The sequence below is a fragment of the Microbacterium sp. PI-1 genome, assembly GCF_004337555.1.
In the GTDB taxonomy this organism is placed as follows: domain Bacteria; phylum Actinomycetota; class Actinomycetes; order Actinomycetales; family Microbacteriaceae; genus Microbacterium; species Microbacterium aurugineum.
On the sequence record NZ_SJYZ01000024.1, the window covers coordinates 20692 to 36434 of the forward strand.

Sequence of the window (15743 nt, forward strand, 5' to 3'; positions counted from 1 at the left end):
CCCCCGCCCGAGCTCAGAGGGGGGCGGGATCGGGGTGAGCGGTGCGCCCGGAGAAGCCCGTCGACTCGCGTCTGACGATGCGGAACCCCGGCTTCACCGTGCGCGGCGAGCGACGACCCCCCTTCTCCTCGATGCGCTCGATGAGCAGGTCCACGGCTGCCACCGCGATCTGTGTGCGCCCGGCGTCGACACTGGACATGGAGGGGATCGAGAACTTGGCCTCGTCGATGTCGTCGAACCCGATCACCGCGACGTCCTCGGGGACGCGCAACCCCGCCTCGCCCAGCGCGCGGAGCGCCCCCAGACCGAGGGCGTCGTTGAGGGCGAAGACCCCGTCGAACGCCACCCCTTCGCTGATCAGCTCGCGGATCGCCAGGAGACCTCCGCTGCGACTCCAGTGCGCGCTCGTGCGGATGAGCCGTGGGTCGACCTCGAAGCCGGCCTCGAGGAACGCCTCCCGATAGCCGGCGAGTCGCAGCTTCGTCGAGCTGGTGCCAGGCGTCTCGTCCTCTTCTGCGCCGACGAGGGCGATGCGCCGGCGCCCGATGTCGAGAAGATGCTCCACCGCAGCTCTGGCTGCGGAGGTGTTGTGCATGGCGACGTGGTCTGTCGGGCCGTCGAAGATGCGCTCACCGAGGAGGACGAGGGGGAAGCCCGTGTCCAGAGCATCGGCATCGGGCTGCCCCAGTGCCACGGGGCTGAACAGCAGTCCGTCGGTGAGACGCAGACGCCCTCCGGTGATCACCTGCAGTTCGCGGGCCCTGTCGCCGCTGGTCTGCTCGACGACGACACCGAGCCCCCGGTCGTCGGCGGCACGGATGACCGCATCCGCCAGCTCGGCGAAGTAGTTCTCGCTCAGAGCGGGAACGGCGAGGCCGATGACACCCGTGCGGCCGGAGCGGAGGCCGCGGGCCGACAGATTCGGCCGGTAGCCGAGTTCATCGATGGCCGTCTGCACACGTTCGCGGGTCTGCGCGCTCACATGCGGATAGTCGTTGATGACGTTCGAGACGGTCTTGATGGAGACTCCGGCGAGGCGCGCGACGTCGTGCATCGTCGGATCCATCGGGCCTCACCAATCGCCGTGTGTCACGCCAGCGCGCTCCCCTCACTCTAACGTCGTGCGCAGAGTGCGGGCGGGAGAGGAATGCTCTCCCGCCCGCACCCGAATAGCCTGCTGCTACTGGCCGAGCTCGTTCTGAAGGTCGGTCTGCGCCTGATCGAGAGCCTCCTCCGCGGGCGTGCCGTTCTCGTAGATCTCGTTGAGCGTGACCGTGCGGAACTGGTTGTCGACCGTGGGGAGGGACGGGTTGGAGAACGACTCGAAGTGACCGATCCCGTCCTTCACCGAGTTCAGCACGTCGAACAGGTTCGTCTGGAAGTACTGGTTGAACTTGTTGTCCGGGTTCTTCGTGACCTTCTCGTCTTCCCAGACCGACATGTTCACGGGATCGAAGCCCAGCTCCTCCCACACCTTCACGTTCGCTTCGAGCGACAGCTTGCTGTAGGCCGCGAACTCGCTGGCGATCTCCTTCTTCCCGCTGCCGGCCATCACGGCGGTGCCGGTGCCACCGCCGCCGATGGTCAGCGCCTCGGAGCCCTCGATCTGCGGAGCGGGAGCGATCGCGATCTTCCCCGCGAGATCCGGCATGTAGTCGACGAAACGCGAGGTGTACCACGCGGGGTAGACGACGGCGGCGTAGTCGCCGTCGTTGATGGCGCCGAAGGCCTCCTCGCTGTCCGGGCTGCCACCGGGGATCGTCGAGATCGCTCCCGACTCCTTCATGTCCTGGAACATCTCCATCGTGTCGACGACCTCGGGGCTGTTCACGTCGACGTCCCCCCGCCCGTCCTCGGTGAAGAGCTGACCGCCGTTCTGTGCGATCGCGAGCGGCTCGGTGAAGAAGATGCTCGTGCTGGCGACGCCGAACGCCTTCCCGGTCGCCGCGGAGTACTCGGCGCCGGCGGCGGCGAAGTCGTCCCAGGTCTCGATCGTCGTGTAGTCGATTCCGGCGCTCTCGAGGAGTTCGGTGTTGTAGAAGCTCACGAAGGCGCCGACGTGGGTCGGGAAGCCGTAGATCTTGCCGTTCCTGCTGTAGAGGTCGAGCCGGGCCTGCACGATGTCGTCGGTGTAGGGCGCGGCGACCTCCGTCAGATCCGCCAACGGCGGGTTGTCGCCCTTGACGAAGTTCGCGAACTTGCCCACCTCGATGTCGGCCAGGTCGGGGAGGCCCTCCCCGGAGTTCACGGCGAGCAGGAGCTTGTCGTGCATGTCCTGGTAGGGGTAGACGGTGATGTTCAGGTCGATGGCCTTGTCGGGGTTCTCCTTGTTCCAGCTCTCGGCCATCTGCTCGTAGACCTGGCCGTGGAGCTCGGCGAAGACCCACATGTCCAGTGTGGTGGTGCCGTCGGCGTTCGCGCCGTCGTCCTGCGGGGTGCCGCTCGCGCAGGCGGACAGAACGCCGACCGTCACTGCTGCCACGGTCGCCGCGGTCAGAATCCTTCGGAATCGCATGGTCATACTCCTGACTGTGTGGGGGATACGGGGGAGAGGAAGGTTCGGTGTCAGCCCTTGACCGCACCGGCGGTCATGCCCTGCACGAAGAACCGTTGGAACGCGAGGAAGAGGATGAGGAGGGGGATCAGGGAGAAGAACGAGCCGATGATCAGCAGCTCGTAGTTGTTGCCGTACGGCGTGAGCAGCGTGTTCAGGCCGATGGGCAGGATGAACTTGTCCGGCGAGCGCAGAACCAGCAGCGGCCAGAGGAAGTTGTTCCAGATGATCATGCTGTTGAGGATCGCCATCGCCGCGAACGCCGGTTTGGCGATTGGTGCCACCAGACGGAAGAAGATGCCGAACTCCGACACTCCGTCCATGCGACCGGCCTCAAGGATCTCCTTCGGGATGCCCAGGAAGTACTGCCGGAAGAAGAAGATCGTGACCGCCTGGGCGAGGAACGGGAGGACGACGATCCAGTACTGGTCCGTGGCGCGCATGTCGTTCACCTGGACGTACAGCGGCAGCATGAGCATCTCGAACGGGATCGTCATGAGGATGATCACGAGGATGAAGCCGAGGCTCTTGCCGCGGAACTCGTACATCGCGAACCCGTAGGCGACGAACGAGCTCACGAGGAGAGTGCCCACCAATTGCACGACCGTGAGCACGAGACTGTTCCAGAACCATTGGAAGTACAGGCCGGAATCGGTGAAGAGCATCACGTAGTTGTCGAAGCTCAGTGTCGACCAGTCGGTCGAGAACGAGATCCCGTTGCGGATGACGTCGTTGCCGTCCTGAAAGGTTCCGAAGACGATCGCGAGCACCGGGACGAGCGAGACGAGAGCGATGAGGATCAGGAAGCCGCTCTGTATCAGCCCCGCCGTGCGACGCGACATCCGTGGTCGTGTGCGGGCGGCAGGCGGCGTCGCGGAGGTCTGGTACATCATCGAGCCGACTCCTTCTTCAACGTGCCCGTGGCGATGAGCTGAGTGAGATTGATCGCGAGGACCAGCACGAGGAGCACGACGCCCACGGCGGAGGCGAAGCCGAGGTCATTGTCCTGGATGCCCTTGCGATAGAGGTAGCCGACGATCGTCAGGCCCTGGTTGTTCGGTGAGTTGTTGCCGGCGTAGAGCATGAAGCTCTCGAGGAACATGGCCAGACCGCCGTACACGCTGATCGTGGTGACGTAGACGATGGTGGGCTTCAGCCCCGGCAGGGTGACGTTGAAGAACTGCTGGACCTTGCTCGCACCGTCGATCGACGCCGCCTCGTAGTACTCGGTCGGGATCGCCTGCATGCCGGCGAGGAAGTACATCGTGTTCACGCCGGCCCATCTCCACAGCGCCAGGAGGAGCAGTGCCGTGAGACCGGTGAGGTCTTCGCGCAGCCAGCGGACGGGCCCGAAGCCGAAGAACTCGACGACCTGGTTCATCAGACCCGAGTCGGTCTCGGAGAACATCAGTCGGAAGATGATGCCGGCGACCACGACGGACGTCAGCGCGGGGATGAAGAGCGAGGACTTGAAGAAGTCCTTGATGCGGCTGCTGCCCAGTCGGGAGTTGATGATCGCCGCCAGCACCATCGGGATCGGGACGAGGATGACCAGGGTGAGGAGCATGTAGCGGATGCTGTTGAACATGGCCTTCCAGAACACCTGGTCGCGCCAGAGCCGCTCGTAGTTCTCCGTACCGATGAACGTGGCCTGACCGTAGAGCACCTCCTGGAAGCTCATCGACACCGATCGGCCGACGGGAACCAGCCAGAACACGAGCACCGTGAGCACGAAGGGCAGGATGAACAGGTAGGGAGCGAGACGCTGGTTGTAGAGCAGTTTCTTCATGCGCCGCGACCCCTTCTCAGCGTTCCAGAATTCACAACGATGTAAACAGGCTGACAGTGCGCCGCGTCACCATGTCGGTGATGCGTCCTCGTGAGGCCGTGGGGGCGTCGCGCTGGTTCTCGATCAGTCATGGCAGCTTTCTTCCTCGAACTCATGCCTGGGTGGCGTTTCTCGCCGGAGCTTCGGGTGGCGCGGAGATGTCGACGCTCCATGAACGGGGTCGTTTGCTCCGCCTCCACCTGTCTTCGCTGAACAGGTTATGCTCCTGCCGACAGATTTACAACGTTGTATATTGGTGACGCACACGTCCTCACTCGGAAGAGCACCCATGCCATCGGCCCATCTGACCATCGACCCGCACTTCGTGACCGGGCGCATTCAGCGTCGACTGTTCGGCGGCTTCGTCGAACATCTCGGCCGCCACGTCTACGACGGAATCTATGAACCCGGGCATGAGGCCGCGGATGCGGAGGGGTTCCGCCGTGATGTCATCGACCTCGTCCGAGAACTCGGCGTCTCGACCATCCGCTATCCCGGCGGCAACTTCGTTTCGGGGTTCCGATGGGAAGACTCGGTCGGCCCTCGTGAACAGCGGCCCCGGCGCCTCGACCTCGCCTGGCACTCGACCGAGACGAACGAGGTCGGGCTCCATGAGTTCGCCTCGTGGCTCGACAAGGTGGGCAGCGACCTCATGATGGCGGTCAACCTCGGCACCCGGGGGACGCTGGAGGCACTGGATCTTCTCGAGTACGCGAACATCCGAGGAGGGACGGCGTTGAGTGAGCGGCGTCGAGAGAACGGGCGTGACGAGCCGTTCGGTGTCGAGATGTGGTGCCTGGGCAACGAGATGGACGGTCCGTGGCAGCTCGGCCATCGCTCTGCGGACGACTACGGCAAGGTCGCCTCGCAGGCGGCCAAGGCCATGCGACAGATGGACCCCGATGTCACGCTCGTCGTCTGCGGGTCATCGAGCCGGCACATGCCCACGTTCGGTGAATGGGAGCGCGTCGTGCTCGGGCACACCTACGACGACGTCGACTACATCTCCTGCCACGCCTACTACGAGGAGAAGGACGGAGACCTCGACTCGTTCCTCGCGTCCGCCGTCGATATGGATCGCTTCATCGAGTCGGTGGTGGCGACGGCTGATCACGTCGGGGCCGTACGGGGCAGCACGAAGAAGATCGACCTCTCCTTCGACGAGTGGAACGTCTGGTACCTCGACCGGTTCCGCGACGTGGACAAGATCTCCGGCATCGACAACTGGCCGATCGCTCCGCGTCTGCTGGAGAACGTGTACTCGGTCGTCGACGCGGTCGTCTTCGGCAACCTCCTCATCTCGCTGATCAAGCATGCCGATCGGGTCACGAGCGCATCGCTGGCGCAGTTGGTGAATGTGATCGCGCCCATCATGACCGAGCCGGGCGGGCCCGCGTGGAGGCAGACCACGTTCTACCCCTTCTCGATCACGTCGCGCCTGGCCCAGGGGGACGCGCTCGAGCTCAAGCTCGACGCTCCCTCTTACCGCACCGCACTGTACGGCGAAGTGCCACTCGTCGACGCGGTGGCGACGCACGAGTCCGAGAGCGGGCGCTCTGCCGTCTTCCTGGTGAATCGGAGCACGACGGAGGCGATCACGGTCACCGTGGACATCGCTGGACTCGGCGACGTCGGGGTGTGCGAGGCGCACACCCTGAGTGATGACGACGTGTACGCCGTGAACACGCTCGCCGACCCGGAGCGCGTCACCGTCCGCGACAACGACACGGTCGCCCTCGAAGGAGGACTGCTCACAGTGACTCTGCCGCCCGTGTCCTGGTCCGCCATCGCTCTGGGCTGAGCTCGCCGGCCCGACGTCCGAGACGGGGTGATCGCGTTCCGAGTGCGCAGAGGTCTCGTCAGCGTGTGAGCCAGCTCCGCAGGGACCGGGTCACGAAGGGCAGCACCCAGTACGCCATGATCGGGGTCAGGACGAGAGTCGTGACGAGCACTCGCAGCCAGATCGGGAGACCGGCCCAGCCGGGAACGGGACTCAGGGCGTAGGTGAAGGCCAGGTTGACCGGGAAGAAGCCCAGCCAGATCGAGGTCGCCTGCTTCCACCGCGGAGGCGCGGGCGCGACGGTGACCGTGGCGGTGCCGCCCTCGGAGGACGGGAGCGCGATGGTCCCGGTGGTCGGCTCGTCGAACCAGCCCTCGATGCCGGTGCGCCGTTTCGAACGCTCGCTCCGCACGAAGCCCTCGCCCATCGACAGCCACCAGGTGCGTTCGGCCGACTGCTCCCACGCGACCAGCGACTCCTCGCTCGCGAAGCGGTAGAGCATGTGCCACACCTGCGAGTCCTCGCCGGCGCGCACCCAGCCGGAGCCGAGGAAGCCCGGATACTTCGTCGCGAGGTTCACCCCCGTCTGCACCCAGGCGGTCGCCTCGGTGATGCGGCCGGGGTCGACCTCGCGGCGGATGGACACGGTGACGGGCTCGGACATGATGCGGTCCTCGGAGAACGGACGCCCGGGGTCGGGGCGTCGAAGCGGATGCGCCAGGGGTGGCAGCGCACGGTCGATTCTAGGTCGAACGCCCCAGGGATGCCGCCTCCACGAAGAGGACCCCCGCCGACCCGATTCGGCGGGGGTCTCGCGGCGTGGGAGCCGCGACGGGAGCGAGAGTGCTCACCGTGCGCGCGGTAGACGTGACACCCGATCCGGTCTGAGTCTCTGTCCGCGCATCTGCAGTTGTACCCGGGGGAGATGGCCGGCCGGTGAACGCGGTGCGAACAACCCCGACGGATGAGAAGACCCACGCGGGAGAAAATGCTAGGACGTCCTAGTAAATCTCCGGAGGCCAGAGTAAACTTCTCAATGTGCCAATGACGGCACGGAGGGATGTCACACAATGACTCGTACCATCGCCCACTTCGTAGGCGGATCGCTTCTCACTCCCGACTCCGGTCGCTTCGCCGATGTGTTCGATCCGAGCACCGGTGCCGTGCAGGCGCGGGTGCCGCTGGCGTCGGCCGAGGAGGTCCGCCGGGTGATCGCCAACGCCGAGGAGGCCCAGGTCGCCTGGGCCGCGACCAACCCGCAGAAGCGTGCGCGGGTGCTGCTGCGCTTCCTCGACCTGGTGCAGCGCGAGATGACGCCGCTCGCCGAGCTCCTCGCGAGCGAACACGGCAAGACGGTCGACGATGCCAAGGGCGACATCCAGCGCGGTCTCGAAGTCATCGAGTTCTCCGCCGGGGCTCCGCACCTGCTCAAGGGCGAGTACTCCACGGGCGCGGGGACCGGAATCGACGTCTACTCGATGCGGCAGCCCCTGGGCGTGGTCGCCGCGATCACTCCTTTCAACTTCCCCGCCATGATCCCCCTGTGGAAAGCGGGGCCCGCGCTCGCGGCGGGGAACGCCGTCGTGCTCAAGCCCAGCGAGCGCGATCCCTCGGTGCCGGTGCGCCTCGCCGAGCTCTTCCTCGAAGCGGGACTTCCCGCCGGGGTGCTCAACGTCGTGCACGGTGACAAGGAGGCGGTCGACGCGCTGCTCACCGATGACCGCATCCGCGCCGTCGGGTTCGTCGGGTCCACACCGATCGCCGAGTACATCTACGGCACCGCGACGGCTCACGGCAAGCGGGCGCAGTGCTTCGGCGGAGCCAAGAACCACATGATCGTGATGCCGGACGCCGACCTCGACCAGGCGGTGGATGCGCTCATCGGTGCGGGCTACGGTTCGGCCGGAGAGCGCTGCATGGCGATCTCGGTGGCCGTTCCGGTCGGACAGGAGACGGCCGACGCCCTCGCCGCCAAACTCACCGAACGGGTCGCCCAGCTGCGGGTCGGGCCCTCTCTCGCGGCGGACGTCGACTACGGGCCGCTGGTCACCCGCGCAGCGGTGGAACGGGTCGAGGGGTACATCCAGCAGGGCGTCGACGAAGGAGCGACCCTCCTCGCCGACGGCCGCGGCTTCACCGTTCCCGGTCACGAAGAGGGGTTCTACCTCGGACCGACCCTGTTCGACCACGTCACGACCGAGATGGCGATCTATCGGGAAGAGATCTTCGGCCCGGTACTAGTAATCGCCCGTGCTGCCGACTACGAAGAGGCGCTGCGCATGGCCTCGGAGCACGAGTACGGCAACGGCGTCGCGATCTTCACGCGCGACGGTGACGCCGCACGCGACTTCGCCGCCCGCGTCGAGGTCGGGATGGTCGGCGTGAACGTGCCGATCCCGGTGCCGATCGCGTACTACACGTTCGGCGGCTGGAAGCGCAGCGGGTTCGGAGACCTCAACCAGCACGGCACCGACGCCTTCCGGTTCTACACGAAGACCAAGACGGTGACGAGCCGCTGGCCTGCGGCGGGCATCCGCGACGGCGCCAGCTTCGTCATCCCCACCATGCACTGATCCGTACCGTCCGGCACGAAACTCCCACAAGGAACCACGATGACCATGACCACCGTCACCACCACAGCCGAAGAGCGCGAGGCGATCATCGGCGCCGTCCGCGAGTTCGCGGAGACCGAGCTCGCCCCGCACGCCGCGGAGCGCGACGAGAAGCACCTGTTCCCCCGCGAATCGCTGAACCGTGCCGGTGAGCTCGGCCTCGGCGGCATCTACGTGGACGAGGAGTTCGGCGGCACCGGCCTCAGCCGCCTCGACACCGTCGCGATCTTCGAGGAGCTCGCGAAGGGCGATCCTGCGGTCGCGGCCTACATCTCCATCCACAACATGGTCGTGTGGATGATCGACACGTACGGCGACGATGCGCAGCGTGGGCAGTGGCTGCCGGCGCTCACCTCGATGTCCGAGTTCGGCGGGTACTGCCTGACGGAGCCGGGCGCGGGATCGGACGCCGCGAACATCGCGACGAGCGCGGTCCGTGACGGCGACGACTTCGTGCTCACCGGCGTCAAGCAGTTCATCTCGGGCGCGGGCGAGGCCGCCGTCTACGTCGTCATGGCACGTACCGGAGAGCCGGGCGCGCGGGGGATCAGCGCGTTCCTGGTGCCGGGCGACGCCGAGGCGTTGAGCTTCGGGGCGCCGGAGAAGAAGATGGGCTGGCATGCGCAGCCGACCCGCCAGGTGATCCTCGACGGCGTGCGGGTTCCGGCCTCCGCCATGCTCGGCGACGAAGGGCGTGGGTTCGCCATCGCGATGTCGGCCCTCAACGGAGGTCGGCTCAACATCGCGGCCTGTTCGCTGGGCGGCGCGCAATGGGCGCTCGACAAGGCCGTGCAGTACGTGCACGAGCGGATGGCCTTCGGAGAGCCGCTCGCCGAGAAGCAGTCGATCCTGTTCGCGATCGCCGACATGCGCACCGACCTGCACGCCGCACGCCTCATGGTGCGCGACGGCGCGCAGGCGGTCGATGAGCATGCACCCGACGCGACGATGCGCTGTGCGATGGCCAAGCGCTTCGCGACCGATGCCGGATTCGACGTCGCGAACCGGGCACTGCAGCTCCACGGCGGCTACGGGTATCTGCAGGACTACGGCATCGAGAAGGTGGTCCGTGACCTGCGCGTGCATCAGATCCTGGAAGGGACCAACGAGATCATGCGGCTCATCGTCGGTCGCGAGATGCTGCGACCTGCGGGTTCCGCCTCCCTCCAGCGCGGCGGCGGAGACCAGATGCGGAGCGCGTCATGACTCGCGTAGCCTTCCTCGGTCTCGGGCACATGGGCCTCCCCATGGCCAGGAACCTCGTCGCCGCCGGTCATGAGGTGCACGGCTTCGACCTGGTGCCCGCCGCCGTCGAGACGGCGCAGGCGGCGGGGATCCCGGTTGCGGCGAGTGGAGCGTATGCGGTGGCCGAGGCGGACGTCGTCATCACGATGTTCCCTGCCGGAAAGCACGTGATCGAGGCGTATCGCACCGAACTGCTCGCCGCCGCGCGACCGGGCACTCTCTTCATCGAGTCGTCCACGATCGCCGTCGACGAGGCGAGGGCGGCCCACGCGCTCGCGCTCGCCGCGGGGCACCGCAACATCGATGCCCCGGTCTCGGGAGGTGTGGTGGGTGCCGAGAACGGCACGCTCGCCTTCATGGTCGGTGGCTCGGACGAGGACTTCGCCGCAGCGCTGCCGCTGCTGGAGGTCATGGGCGCGCGGATCGTGCGCTGCGGCGGGCCCGGGCTGGGCCAGGCGGCGAAGGTCTGCAACAACATGGTGCTCGCGGTCTCGCAGATCGCGGTGGCCGAGGCGTTCGTGCTGGGGGAGCGACTGGGCCTCGAGCACCAAGCGCTGTTCGACGTCGTGTCGCAGGCATCCGGCCAGTGCTGGTCGATCACGACGAACTGCCCCGTTCCCGGCCCGGTTCCCACAAGTCCGGCCAACCGGGACTATCAGCCGGGCTTCGCCGGGGCGCTGATGGCGAAGGACCTCGGCCTCGCGCTGCAGGCGATCGAACAGACATCGACCGACGCCAAGATGGGCCGTCTGGCGCAGGAGCTCTATGCCGCCTTCGCCGCCGGTGACGGTGCGACCCGGGACTTCTCGGGCATCATCACGGATATTCGCGACGATCGCGTGTGAGCACTGCGTTCGAATCGCGCAACTGGTTCCATTCGCGGTGCGGACGGAGTCATTTGCGTGATTCGAAGGCCAGGTGAATGCTGAAAGAGATCCGACGGAGAGGGCGACATGACCGAATACGAGACGATCCTGGTCGAGCAGCGCGGACGAGTGGGGTGGATCACCCTGAACCGACCCGGCGCGCTGAACGCGTTGAACAGCCGACTCGCGGAGGAGGTCACCGCGGCCGCCGTCGCCTTCGACACGGACGACGCTGTCGGCGCCATCGTGGTGACCGGGTCCGAGAAGGCGTTCGCGGCCGGCGCCGACATCAAGGAGATGGAGAGCATGTCCGCGGCGGAGATGCTCGAGACCGACCACTTCGGCGTCTGGCATGACTTCGCCGCGGTGCGCACCCCCGTGATCGCGGCGGTCTCCGGCTTCGCCCTGGGCGGTGGCTGCGAGCTCGCGATGATGTGCGACATCATCCTCGCCGCGGACAACGCGAAGTTCGGCCAACCGGAGATCAACCTCGGCGTCATCCCCGGGATGGGCGGTACGCAGCGCCTGATCCGTGCGGTCGGCTACTACAAGGCGGCCGAGCTGGTGCTTTCCGGACGTTTCATGGGGGCGGAGGAAGCCGAGCGCGCAGGTCTCGTGTCACGTGTCGTTCCGGCATCCGAGCTCCTCGCCGAGGCGGCGACGCTCGCCGACTCCATCGCCGCGAAGTCGCTGCCGTCCGTCTATGCGGCGAAGGCCGCGCTGGATGCGGCGATGGAGACGACCCTCGCCGACGGCCTCGCGCACGAGAAGCAGGCCTTCGCGGCGCTGTTCGACACCGCCGACCAGAAGGAAGGGATGTCGGCGTTCCGGGAGAAGCGGTCGCCGGACTTCCAGAACCGCTAGGTGCTCGTTCGCAACTCCTCAGAAAGGAGTGCGTCGCGCGGGAGACGGCGCTTCGGGCGGTGCTCGTCGGAGATTCCTGAGGAGTTGTGAACGCCCTCAGCCGGACAGGGCGTCGAGGACCTTCGCGATCCGACCCTTGGCTGTTGGGCGTGTGCAAGGCTGCAAGTGGAAATGACGCGATCTGCATCAGTATCTTCGTCGTCGGCGGAGTCGCATGCTGGGGGTAATGACATGGGATTGAAAGAGAACATCCGCGATACTCGTACCCGTTGGCTCACACTCGGCACACTTGCTTCCTCGGCGCTCACCTTCCTCGGAGTGGTGCTCGCGATCACCACCATCATCGTCGGGCCGGGGGACGCAAACTCCCTGACAACCCTCGCGACCGTGTTGATCGTGATCGGAAGCATCGGCAGCGTCCTCGGCGCCATCATGCTCAACCATCGCTCCAGGAGCATCCGCCCGTAGCGCTCGGTCACGGTCGGCCGACCGTCACCGACTCGCGTTGCCCCGCCCCGGGACGGCGGGGATCGCAACTCCTCAGAAAGGAGTGCGTCGCGCGGGAGACGGCGCTTCGCGCGGTGCTCGTCGGCGATTCCTGAGGAGTTGTGAACGCCCTCAGCCGGAGAGGGCGTCGAGGACCTTCGCGATCCGGCGTTCGCGCGTCGCGTCCTGTTTGGCCTCGGACACGCTCCGCGCGTGCTCCTTGCGTACGGAGTACGACAGTGCGTCGAAGCGTGCCCGCGCGGCAGGGTCGGCGTCCAGGGCTGCAGCGAGTTCGGCGGGGATGTCGACGGTGCGCTCGGCTGAATCCACCCGGATCACGGCATCGATCTCCTGCCCGATCTCCAGCCCGAGTTCGGTGCGGACGGCCTTGCTGAACCCGATCAGGTTCTCGTCGCCCATCCGCGCCAGTCGCAGGCGGGCGGTGCGTCCGTCGATGGTGACGGCGACCGGGAAGGCCTTCCCGGCACCGAACGACGCGACCTGCTCGTCCGTGAGCAGGATCGCCGCGGCGGGGCCGCGGCCGGTGAGGACGGTGTGCAGACGCAGTTCGCTCATGCCGACAGGGTACGCCCCGGGTCCTCGATCTCGGCGGCCAGAATCGTGTTGCGTTCGCTGATCAGGCGGCGCATGTACGCGCCGAGGAACAGGGCGTCGACGATCCGGCCGAGCGGACCGAAGGGCGACCGGAACGTCACCGTGTCCCGCATGAGCGTGCCGGACGGATGCGCAACGAACCGGTGCTCGTGCAGGAACGCCGCGAACGGGCCGGCGATCTGCCGGTCCGAGAAGCCGTGGGGCGGATCGATGTCGAACACGACGGAACGCAACCGGAACGGGACGCCGAAATGACGTGCCCGCCACGTCACGGTCGACCCCTCCGTGAACGATCCCCCCGCCGGTGCCTCCACCATCGACTCGCCGTGTCGAGCCATCGAGCGGACGTGCAGCTCAGGGTCCAGCGACGCGGCGAACACGGCAGCGGGTGGTGCGGCGATGAGCGTCTCGAGGACGAACCGGGGCATGTCAGAGCGGCTCGGGATGCGGGCGAGGGTCCGCGAAGTCGCCTGCGGCTTTGCGGAGCCGTGCGACGATCGCGACGAGTTCCGCGGCGTCGTCTCCGCTCATGCCGGGATCGACGAAGACCTCGGAGTTCAGGGACCGGGTGGCGCGTTCGACCAGTTCCCGCCCGGCATCCGTGAGGGCGAGGAGCGCGGCCCGACCGTCGTGCGGGTGCGGCTCCCGCACCACGAGCCCATCGCGGACCAGTCGCTCCGCCGTGCTCGTGACCGTGGTCGGGTGCACCTGAAGGCGAGCGACGACACTCGACAGGGGGAGGCGTCCGGCGCGGCTGAACGCGAGCAGGCGCAGCACCTCGAACCGGGCGAAGCTGAGTGCGAACGGCTTGAGCGCCGCATCGACGCGGGCGAGCAGGAGCTGTTGGGCCCGCATGACCGAGGTGACGACAGCCATGCCGTCGGCGGCATCCGTCCACCCGTGCGCGATCCACTGCCGCTTGGCCTCGGCGAGCGGGTCAACGGGGAGCGGGCGGGGTCGGGTCACCTCTCTACGGTACCGGCGGCGGCGTGCGGCGGACGGAGCGTGGGGGATACCGCAGCCGGAGTGTGGGGTATGTATACATTGTTGGGGCAATTCTGGGGTCCCGACCGTGGTTTCCTCCGCTTTTGGCTACATAGAGACCCATGCGGATAGACTCAGCGTGTCGTGAGGAGCAATCGATGAAGATCTTCGTCTTGGTCAAAGAGGTGCCCGACACCTATGGCGATCGCAAACTGAATCTCGAGACCGGGCTCGCTGATCGCGCCGCCGGAGATGTCGTCCTGGACGAGATCACCGAGCGTGCTCTCGAGGTCGCCCTCCGTTACGCCGACAAGAACGACGGGACCGAGGTCGTCGCCCTCTCGATGGCTCCGGCCGGCTCGACCGCCTCCGTGCGTCGGGCGCTGGCGATCGGCGCCTCGTCGGCCGTGCACATCGCCGATGAGGAACTCGTGGGTGCCGATCTCGGCCTCACCGCCGAAGTGCTGGCCGCCGCGATCCGCCGCGGGAGCCCCGACCTGGTGATCACCGGGAACCTGTCGACCGACGGCTCGGGCGGTGTCATCCCGGCCATGCTCGCCGAGCACCTCGGGTTCGCGCAGGCCACCGCTCTCACGTCGGTCGAGATCACCGACGACGGCGTCTCCGGGGTCCGCGGTGCGGATGCCGGCAGTCAGCCGATCACGGCGTCGCTGCCCGCAGTGATCTCGATCACCGAGGCGCTCCCCGACGCACGCTTCCCCAACTTCAAGGGCATCATGGCGGCGAAGAAGAAGCCGCTGGAGGTGCTCTCGCTCGTCGACCTCGAGGTCTCGGCGGATCCGTCCGCAGCGCCGCGAACCATCATGACCGCGGTGTCGGAGAAGCCTCCGCGCGCGGCCGGCGTGAAGATCACCGATGAGGGCGATGCCGCCGACAAGCTCGTCGACTACCTCGTGCAGAACAGGTTGGTGTGAGATGACTTCTTCCGAGAACCCGATCCTCGTCCTCGTCGACGTCGACCCCTCCGGGTACGTCGCGACCAGCACGGCCGCGCTGATCGGTGCCGCGTCGACGGTCGGTACGCCTGTGGCCCTGATCGTCGGCGGGAGTCCTGCGGCGGTCGATCAGGCCGCCGCTGCCGGAGCATCCGTGGTGCTGACGGCCGACGGAGACCCCACCGCGCTGACGGTCCCGATCGTGGACGCGTTGCAGGCCGCGGCAGCCCAGGTGCGACCCGATGCTGTGCTCATCTCGAACTCGATCTCCGGTCGAGACGTGGCAGGACGATTCGCGGTGCGCACGAAGAGCGCGCTGTCGGTCGACGCGGTCGGCGTCTCCCGCGATGAGGAGGGTGTCGTCGCGCACCACTCGGTCTACGGCGGCGCGTATCTGGTCGACTCCGCTCCGACATTCGGAACCCCGGTGATCACGGTGCGTCAGGGCGCGGTCGATGCGCGTGCCGAGGCGGTGCCGTCGCACTCGGTCGAGGTGCTCGATGTCACCCCGTCCGGGGTCGTCGCCGCGACGGCCGGTCCGGTCGAAGCGGTCGAGGTCGCCTCCTCCCGCCCTGAGCTGCGGGGCGCCACCCGTGTCGTCTCGGGCGGACGCGGGCTCGCATCCAAGGAGAAGTTCGTGCTCGTCGAAGAGCTCGCCGACGCGCTCGGAGCGGCGGTCGGTGCCTCCCGGGCCGCCGTCGATGCAGGATACATCCCGCAGTCGCACCAGGTCGGACAGACGGGCGTCTCGGTCTCTCCACAGCTGTATGTCGCTCTCGGCATATCCGGAGCGATCCAGCACCGTGCGGGCATGCAGACGTCGAAGAACATCGTCGCGATCAACAAGGACCCCGAGGCGCCGATCTTCGAGGTCGCGGACTTCGGCATCGTCGGCGACGTGTTCACCGTGGTGCCCCAGGTGATCGCGGCGCTCGAGGCGCGGAAGAACTAGT

At 67.0% G+C, this 15743-nt stretch carries 16 protein-coding genes; 8 read left to right on the forward strand and 8 right to left on the reverse strand.

Annotation, left to right across the window (positions count from 1 at the left end; all coding sequences use genetic code 11):
- Positions 1 to 13 precede the first annotated feature (13 nt).
- The 4 genes from E0W80_RS15920 to E0W80_RS15935 all read right to left on the reverse strand — a co-directional run bounded on the left by E0W80_RS15920 (position 14) and on the right by E0W80_RS15935 (position 4343).
- Complete coding sequence (locus E0W80_RS15920; protein ID WP_240740570.1) at positions 14 to 1054, reverse strand: LacI family DNA-binding transcriptional regulator; 1041 nt, start codon at positions 1052 to 1054, stop codon at positions 14 to 16.
- Between the two features lie 126 nt (positions 1055 to 1180).
- Positions 1181 to 2521 carry an extracellular solute-binding protein gene (locus E0W80_RS15925; protein WP_240740571.1) on the reverse strand — a complete coding sequence of 447 codons (1341 nt, stop codon included), beginning with the start codon at positions 2519 to 2521 and terminating at the stop codon, positions 1181 to 1183.
- 44 nt (positions 2522 to 2565) lie between these two features.
- Positions 2566 to 3447, reverse strand: a complete 882-nt coding sequence (locus E0W80_RS15930; protein WP_131493961.1) for a carbohydrate ABC transporter permease — start codon at positions 3445 to 3447, stop codon at positions 2566 to 2568.
- A complete protein-coding gene (locus E0W80_RS15935; RefSeq protein WP_131493963.1) occupies positions 3444 to 4343 on the reverse strand; it encodes a sugar ABC transporter permease in 900 nt (299 codons plus the stop codon). The genes E0W80_RS15930 and E0W80_RS15935 overlap by 4 nt, the downstream gene beginning before the upstream one ends.
- Positions 4344 to 4671: 328 nt before the next feature.
- Between E0W80_RS15935 and E0W80_RS15940 the strand changes: the two genes are divergently transcribed.
- Positions 4672 to 6183, forward strand: a complete 1512-nt coding sequence (locus tag E0W80_RS15940) for an alpha-N-arabinofuranosidase (RefSeq protein WP_131493965.1) — start codon at positions 4672 to 4674, stop codon at positions 6181 to 6183.
- 58 nt (positions 6184 to 6241) lie between these two features.
- Here E0W80_RS15940 and E0W80_RS15945 read toward each other — a convergent pair whose 3' ends face one another.
- The gene (locus E0W80_RS15945; protein WP_131493967.1) at positions 6242 to 6826 is read right to left on the reverse strand and encodes an antibiotic biosynthesis monooxygenase; all 585 of its coding nucleotides are present in this window, start codon (positions 6824 to 6826) and stop codon (positions 6242 to 6244) included.
- A 406-nt stretch (positions 6827 to 7232) separates the two neighbouring features.
- On the opposite strand from E0W80_RS15945, the gene E0W80_RS15950 reads away from it, so the two are divergent.
- The 5 genes from E0W80_RS15950 to E0W80_RS15970 all read left to right on the forward strand — a co-directional run bounded on the left by E0W80_RS15950 (position 7233) and on the right by E0W80_RS15970 (position 12217).
- Positions 7233 to 8735, forward strand: coding sequence for a CoA-acylating methylmalonate-semialdehyde dehydrogenase (locus E0W80_RS15950; protein WP_131493969.1), 1503 nt, complete (start codon positions 7233 to 7235; stop codon positions 8733 to 8735).
- Between the two features lie 39 nt (positions 8736 to 8774).
- Positions 8775 to 9980: an acyl-CoA dehydrogenase family protein gene (locus E0W80_RS15955; protein ID WP_131493971.1), complete on the forward strand. Its 1206-nt coding sequence runs from the start codon at positions 8775 to 8777 to the stop codon at positions 9978 to 9980.
- Positions 9977 to 10864 (forward strand): 3-hydroxyisobutyrate dehydrogenase, encoded by an 888-nt coding sequence (mmsB, locus tag E0W80_RS15960; RefSeq protein WP_131493973.1) that lies wholly within the window; start codon positions 9977 to 9979, stop codon positions 10862 to 10864. The genes E0W80_RS15955 and mmsB overlap by 4 nt, the downstream gene beginning before the upstream one ends.
- 108 nt (positions 10865 to 10972) lie before the next feature.
- Positions 10973 to 11749, forward strand: a complete 777-nt coding sequence (locus E0W80_RS15965) for an enoyl-CoA hydratase-related protein (RefSeq protein ID WP_131493975.1) — start codon at positions 10973 to 10975, stop codon at positions 11747 to 11749.
- Positions 11750 to 11980: 231 nt separating this feature from the next.
- Complete coding sequence (locus tag E0W80_RS15970) at positions 11981 to 12217, forward strand: hypothetical protein (protein ID WP_131493977.1); 237 nt, start codon at positions 11981 to 11983, stop codon at positions 12215 to 12217.
- A 150-nt stretch (positions 12218 to 12367) separates the two neighbouring features.
- On the opposite strand, the gene E0W80_RS15975 is transcribed toward E0W80_RS15970, so the two are convergent.
- Genes E0W80_RS15975 through E0W80_RS15985 form a run of 3 tightly spaced genes read right to left on the reverse strand, consistent with a single transcriptional unit; the run spans position 12368 to position 13816 of the window.
- Positions 12368 to 12811, reverse strand: coding sequence for a YdeI/OmpD-associated family protein (locus tag E0W80_RS15975; protein WP_131493979.1), 444 nt, complete (start codon positions 12809 to 12811; stop codon positions 12368 to 12370).
- Entirely contained in the window at positions 12808 to 13278 is a 471-nt protein-coding gene (locus E0W80_RS15980; RefSeq protein ID WP_131493981.1) for an SRPBCC family protein, read from the reverse strand. The genes E0W80_RS15975 and E0W80_RS15980 overlap by 4 nt, the downstream gene beginning before the upstream one ends.
- 1 nt (position 13279) lies before the next feature.
- Positions 13280 to 13816: a MarR family transcriptional regulator gene (locus E0W80_RS15985; RefSeq protein ID WP_047522251.1), complete on the reverse strand. Its 537-nt coding sequence runs from the start codon at positions 13814 to 13816 to the stop codon at positions 13280 to 13282.
- 176 nt (positions 13817 to 13992) lie between these two features.
- Between E0W80_RS15985 and E0W80_RS15990 the strand changes: the two genes are divergently transcribed.
- Both E0W80_RS15990 and E0W80_RS15995 read left to right on the forward strand, forming a co-directional pair.
- On the forward strand, positions 13993 to 14769 hold the full coding sequence (locus E0W80_RS15990) for an electron transfer flavoprotein subunit beta/FixA family protein (RefSeq protein ID WP_131493983.1): 777 nt from the start codon (positions 13993 to 13995) through the stop codon (positions 14767 to 14769).
- Between the two features lies 1 nt (position 14770).
- The gene (locus tag E0W80_RS15995; protein WP_131493985.1) at positions 14771 to 15742 is read left to right on the forward strand and encodes an electron transfer flavoprotein subunit alpha/FixB family protein; all 972 of its coding nucleotides are present in this window, start codon (positions 14771 to 14773) and stop codon (positions 15740 to 15742) included.
- The last annotated feature ends 1 nt before the right edge of the window (position 15743 follow it).

What these genes read in the sequence shown, in the direction of transcription:
- E0W80_RS15920 (WP_240740570.1), bottom strand. Translation starts at nt 1,054, where the DNA reads ATGCACGACGTCGCGCGCCTCGCCGGAGTCTCCATCAAGACCGTCTCG.
- E0W80_RS15925 (WP_240740571.1), bottom strand. Translation starts at nt 2,521, where the DNA reads ATGACCATGCGATTCCGAAGGATTCTGACCGCGGCGACCGTGGCAGCA.
- E0W80_RS15930 (WP_131493961.1), bottom strand. Translation starts at nt 3,447, where the DNA reads ATGATGTACCAGACCTCCGCGACGCCGCCTGCCGCCCGCACACGACCA.
- E0W80_RS15935 (WP_131493963.1), bottom strand. Translation starts at nt 4,343, where the DNA reads ATGAAGAAACTGCTCTACAACCAGCGTCTCGCTCCCTACCTGTTCATC.
- E0W80_RS15940 (WP_131493965.1), top strand. Translation starts at nt 4,672, where the DNA reads ATGCCATCGGCCCATCTGACCATCGACCCGCACTTCGTGACCGGGCGC.
- E0W80_RS15945 (WP_131493967.1), bottom strand. Translation starts at nt 6,826, where the DNA reads ATGTCCGAGCCCGTCACCGTGTCCATCCGCCGCGAGGTCGACCCCGGC.
- E0W80_RS15950 (WP_131493969.1), top strand. Translation starts at nt 7,233, where the DNA reads ATGACTCGTACCATCGCCCACTTCGTAGGCGGATCGCTTCTCACTCCC.
- E0W80_RS15955 (WP_131493971.1), top strand. Translation starts at nt 8,775, where the DNA reads ATGACCATGACCACCGTCACCACCACAGCCGAAGAGCGCGAGGCGATC.
- mmsB (WP_131493973.1), top strand. Translation starts at nt 9,977, where the DNA reads ATGACTCGCGTAGCCTTCCTCGGTCTCGGGCACATGGGCCTCCCCATG.
- E0W80_RS15965 (WP_131493975.1), top strand. Translation starts at nt 10,973, where the DNA reads ATGACCGAATACGAGACGATCCTGGTCGAGCAGCGCGGACGAGTGGGG.
- E0W80_RS15970 (WP_131493977.1), top strand. Translation starts at nt 11,981, where the DNA reads ATGGGATTGAAAGAGAACATCCGCGATACTCGTACCCGTTGGCTCACA.
- E0W80_RS15975 (WP_131493979.1), bottom strand. Translation starts at nt 12,811, where the DNA reads ATGAGCGAACTGCGTCTGCACACCGTCCTCACCGGCCGCGGCCCCGCC.
- E0W80_RS15980 (WP_131493981.1), bottom strand. Translation starts at nt 13,278, where the DNA reads ATGCCCCGGTTCGTCCTCGAGACGCTCATCGCCGCACCACCCGCTGCC.
- E0W80_RS15990 (WP_131493983.1), top strand. Translation starts at nt 13,993, where the DNA reads ATGAAGATCTTCGTCTTGGTCAAAGAGGTGCCCGACACCTATGGCGAT.
- E0W80_RS15995 (WP_131493985.1), top strand. Translation starts at nt 14,771, where the DNA reads ATGACTTCTTCCGAGAACCCGATCCTCGTCCTCGTCGACGTCGACCCC.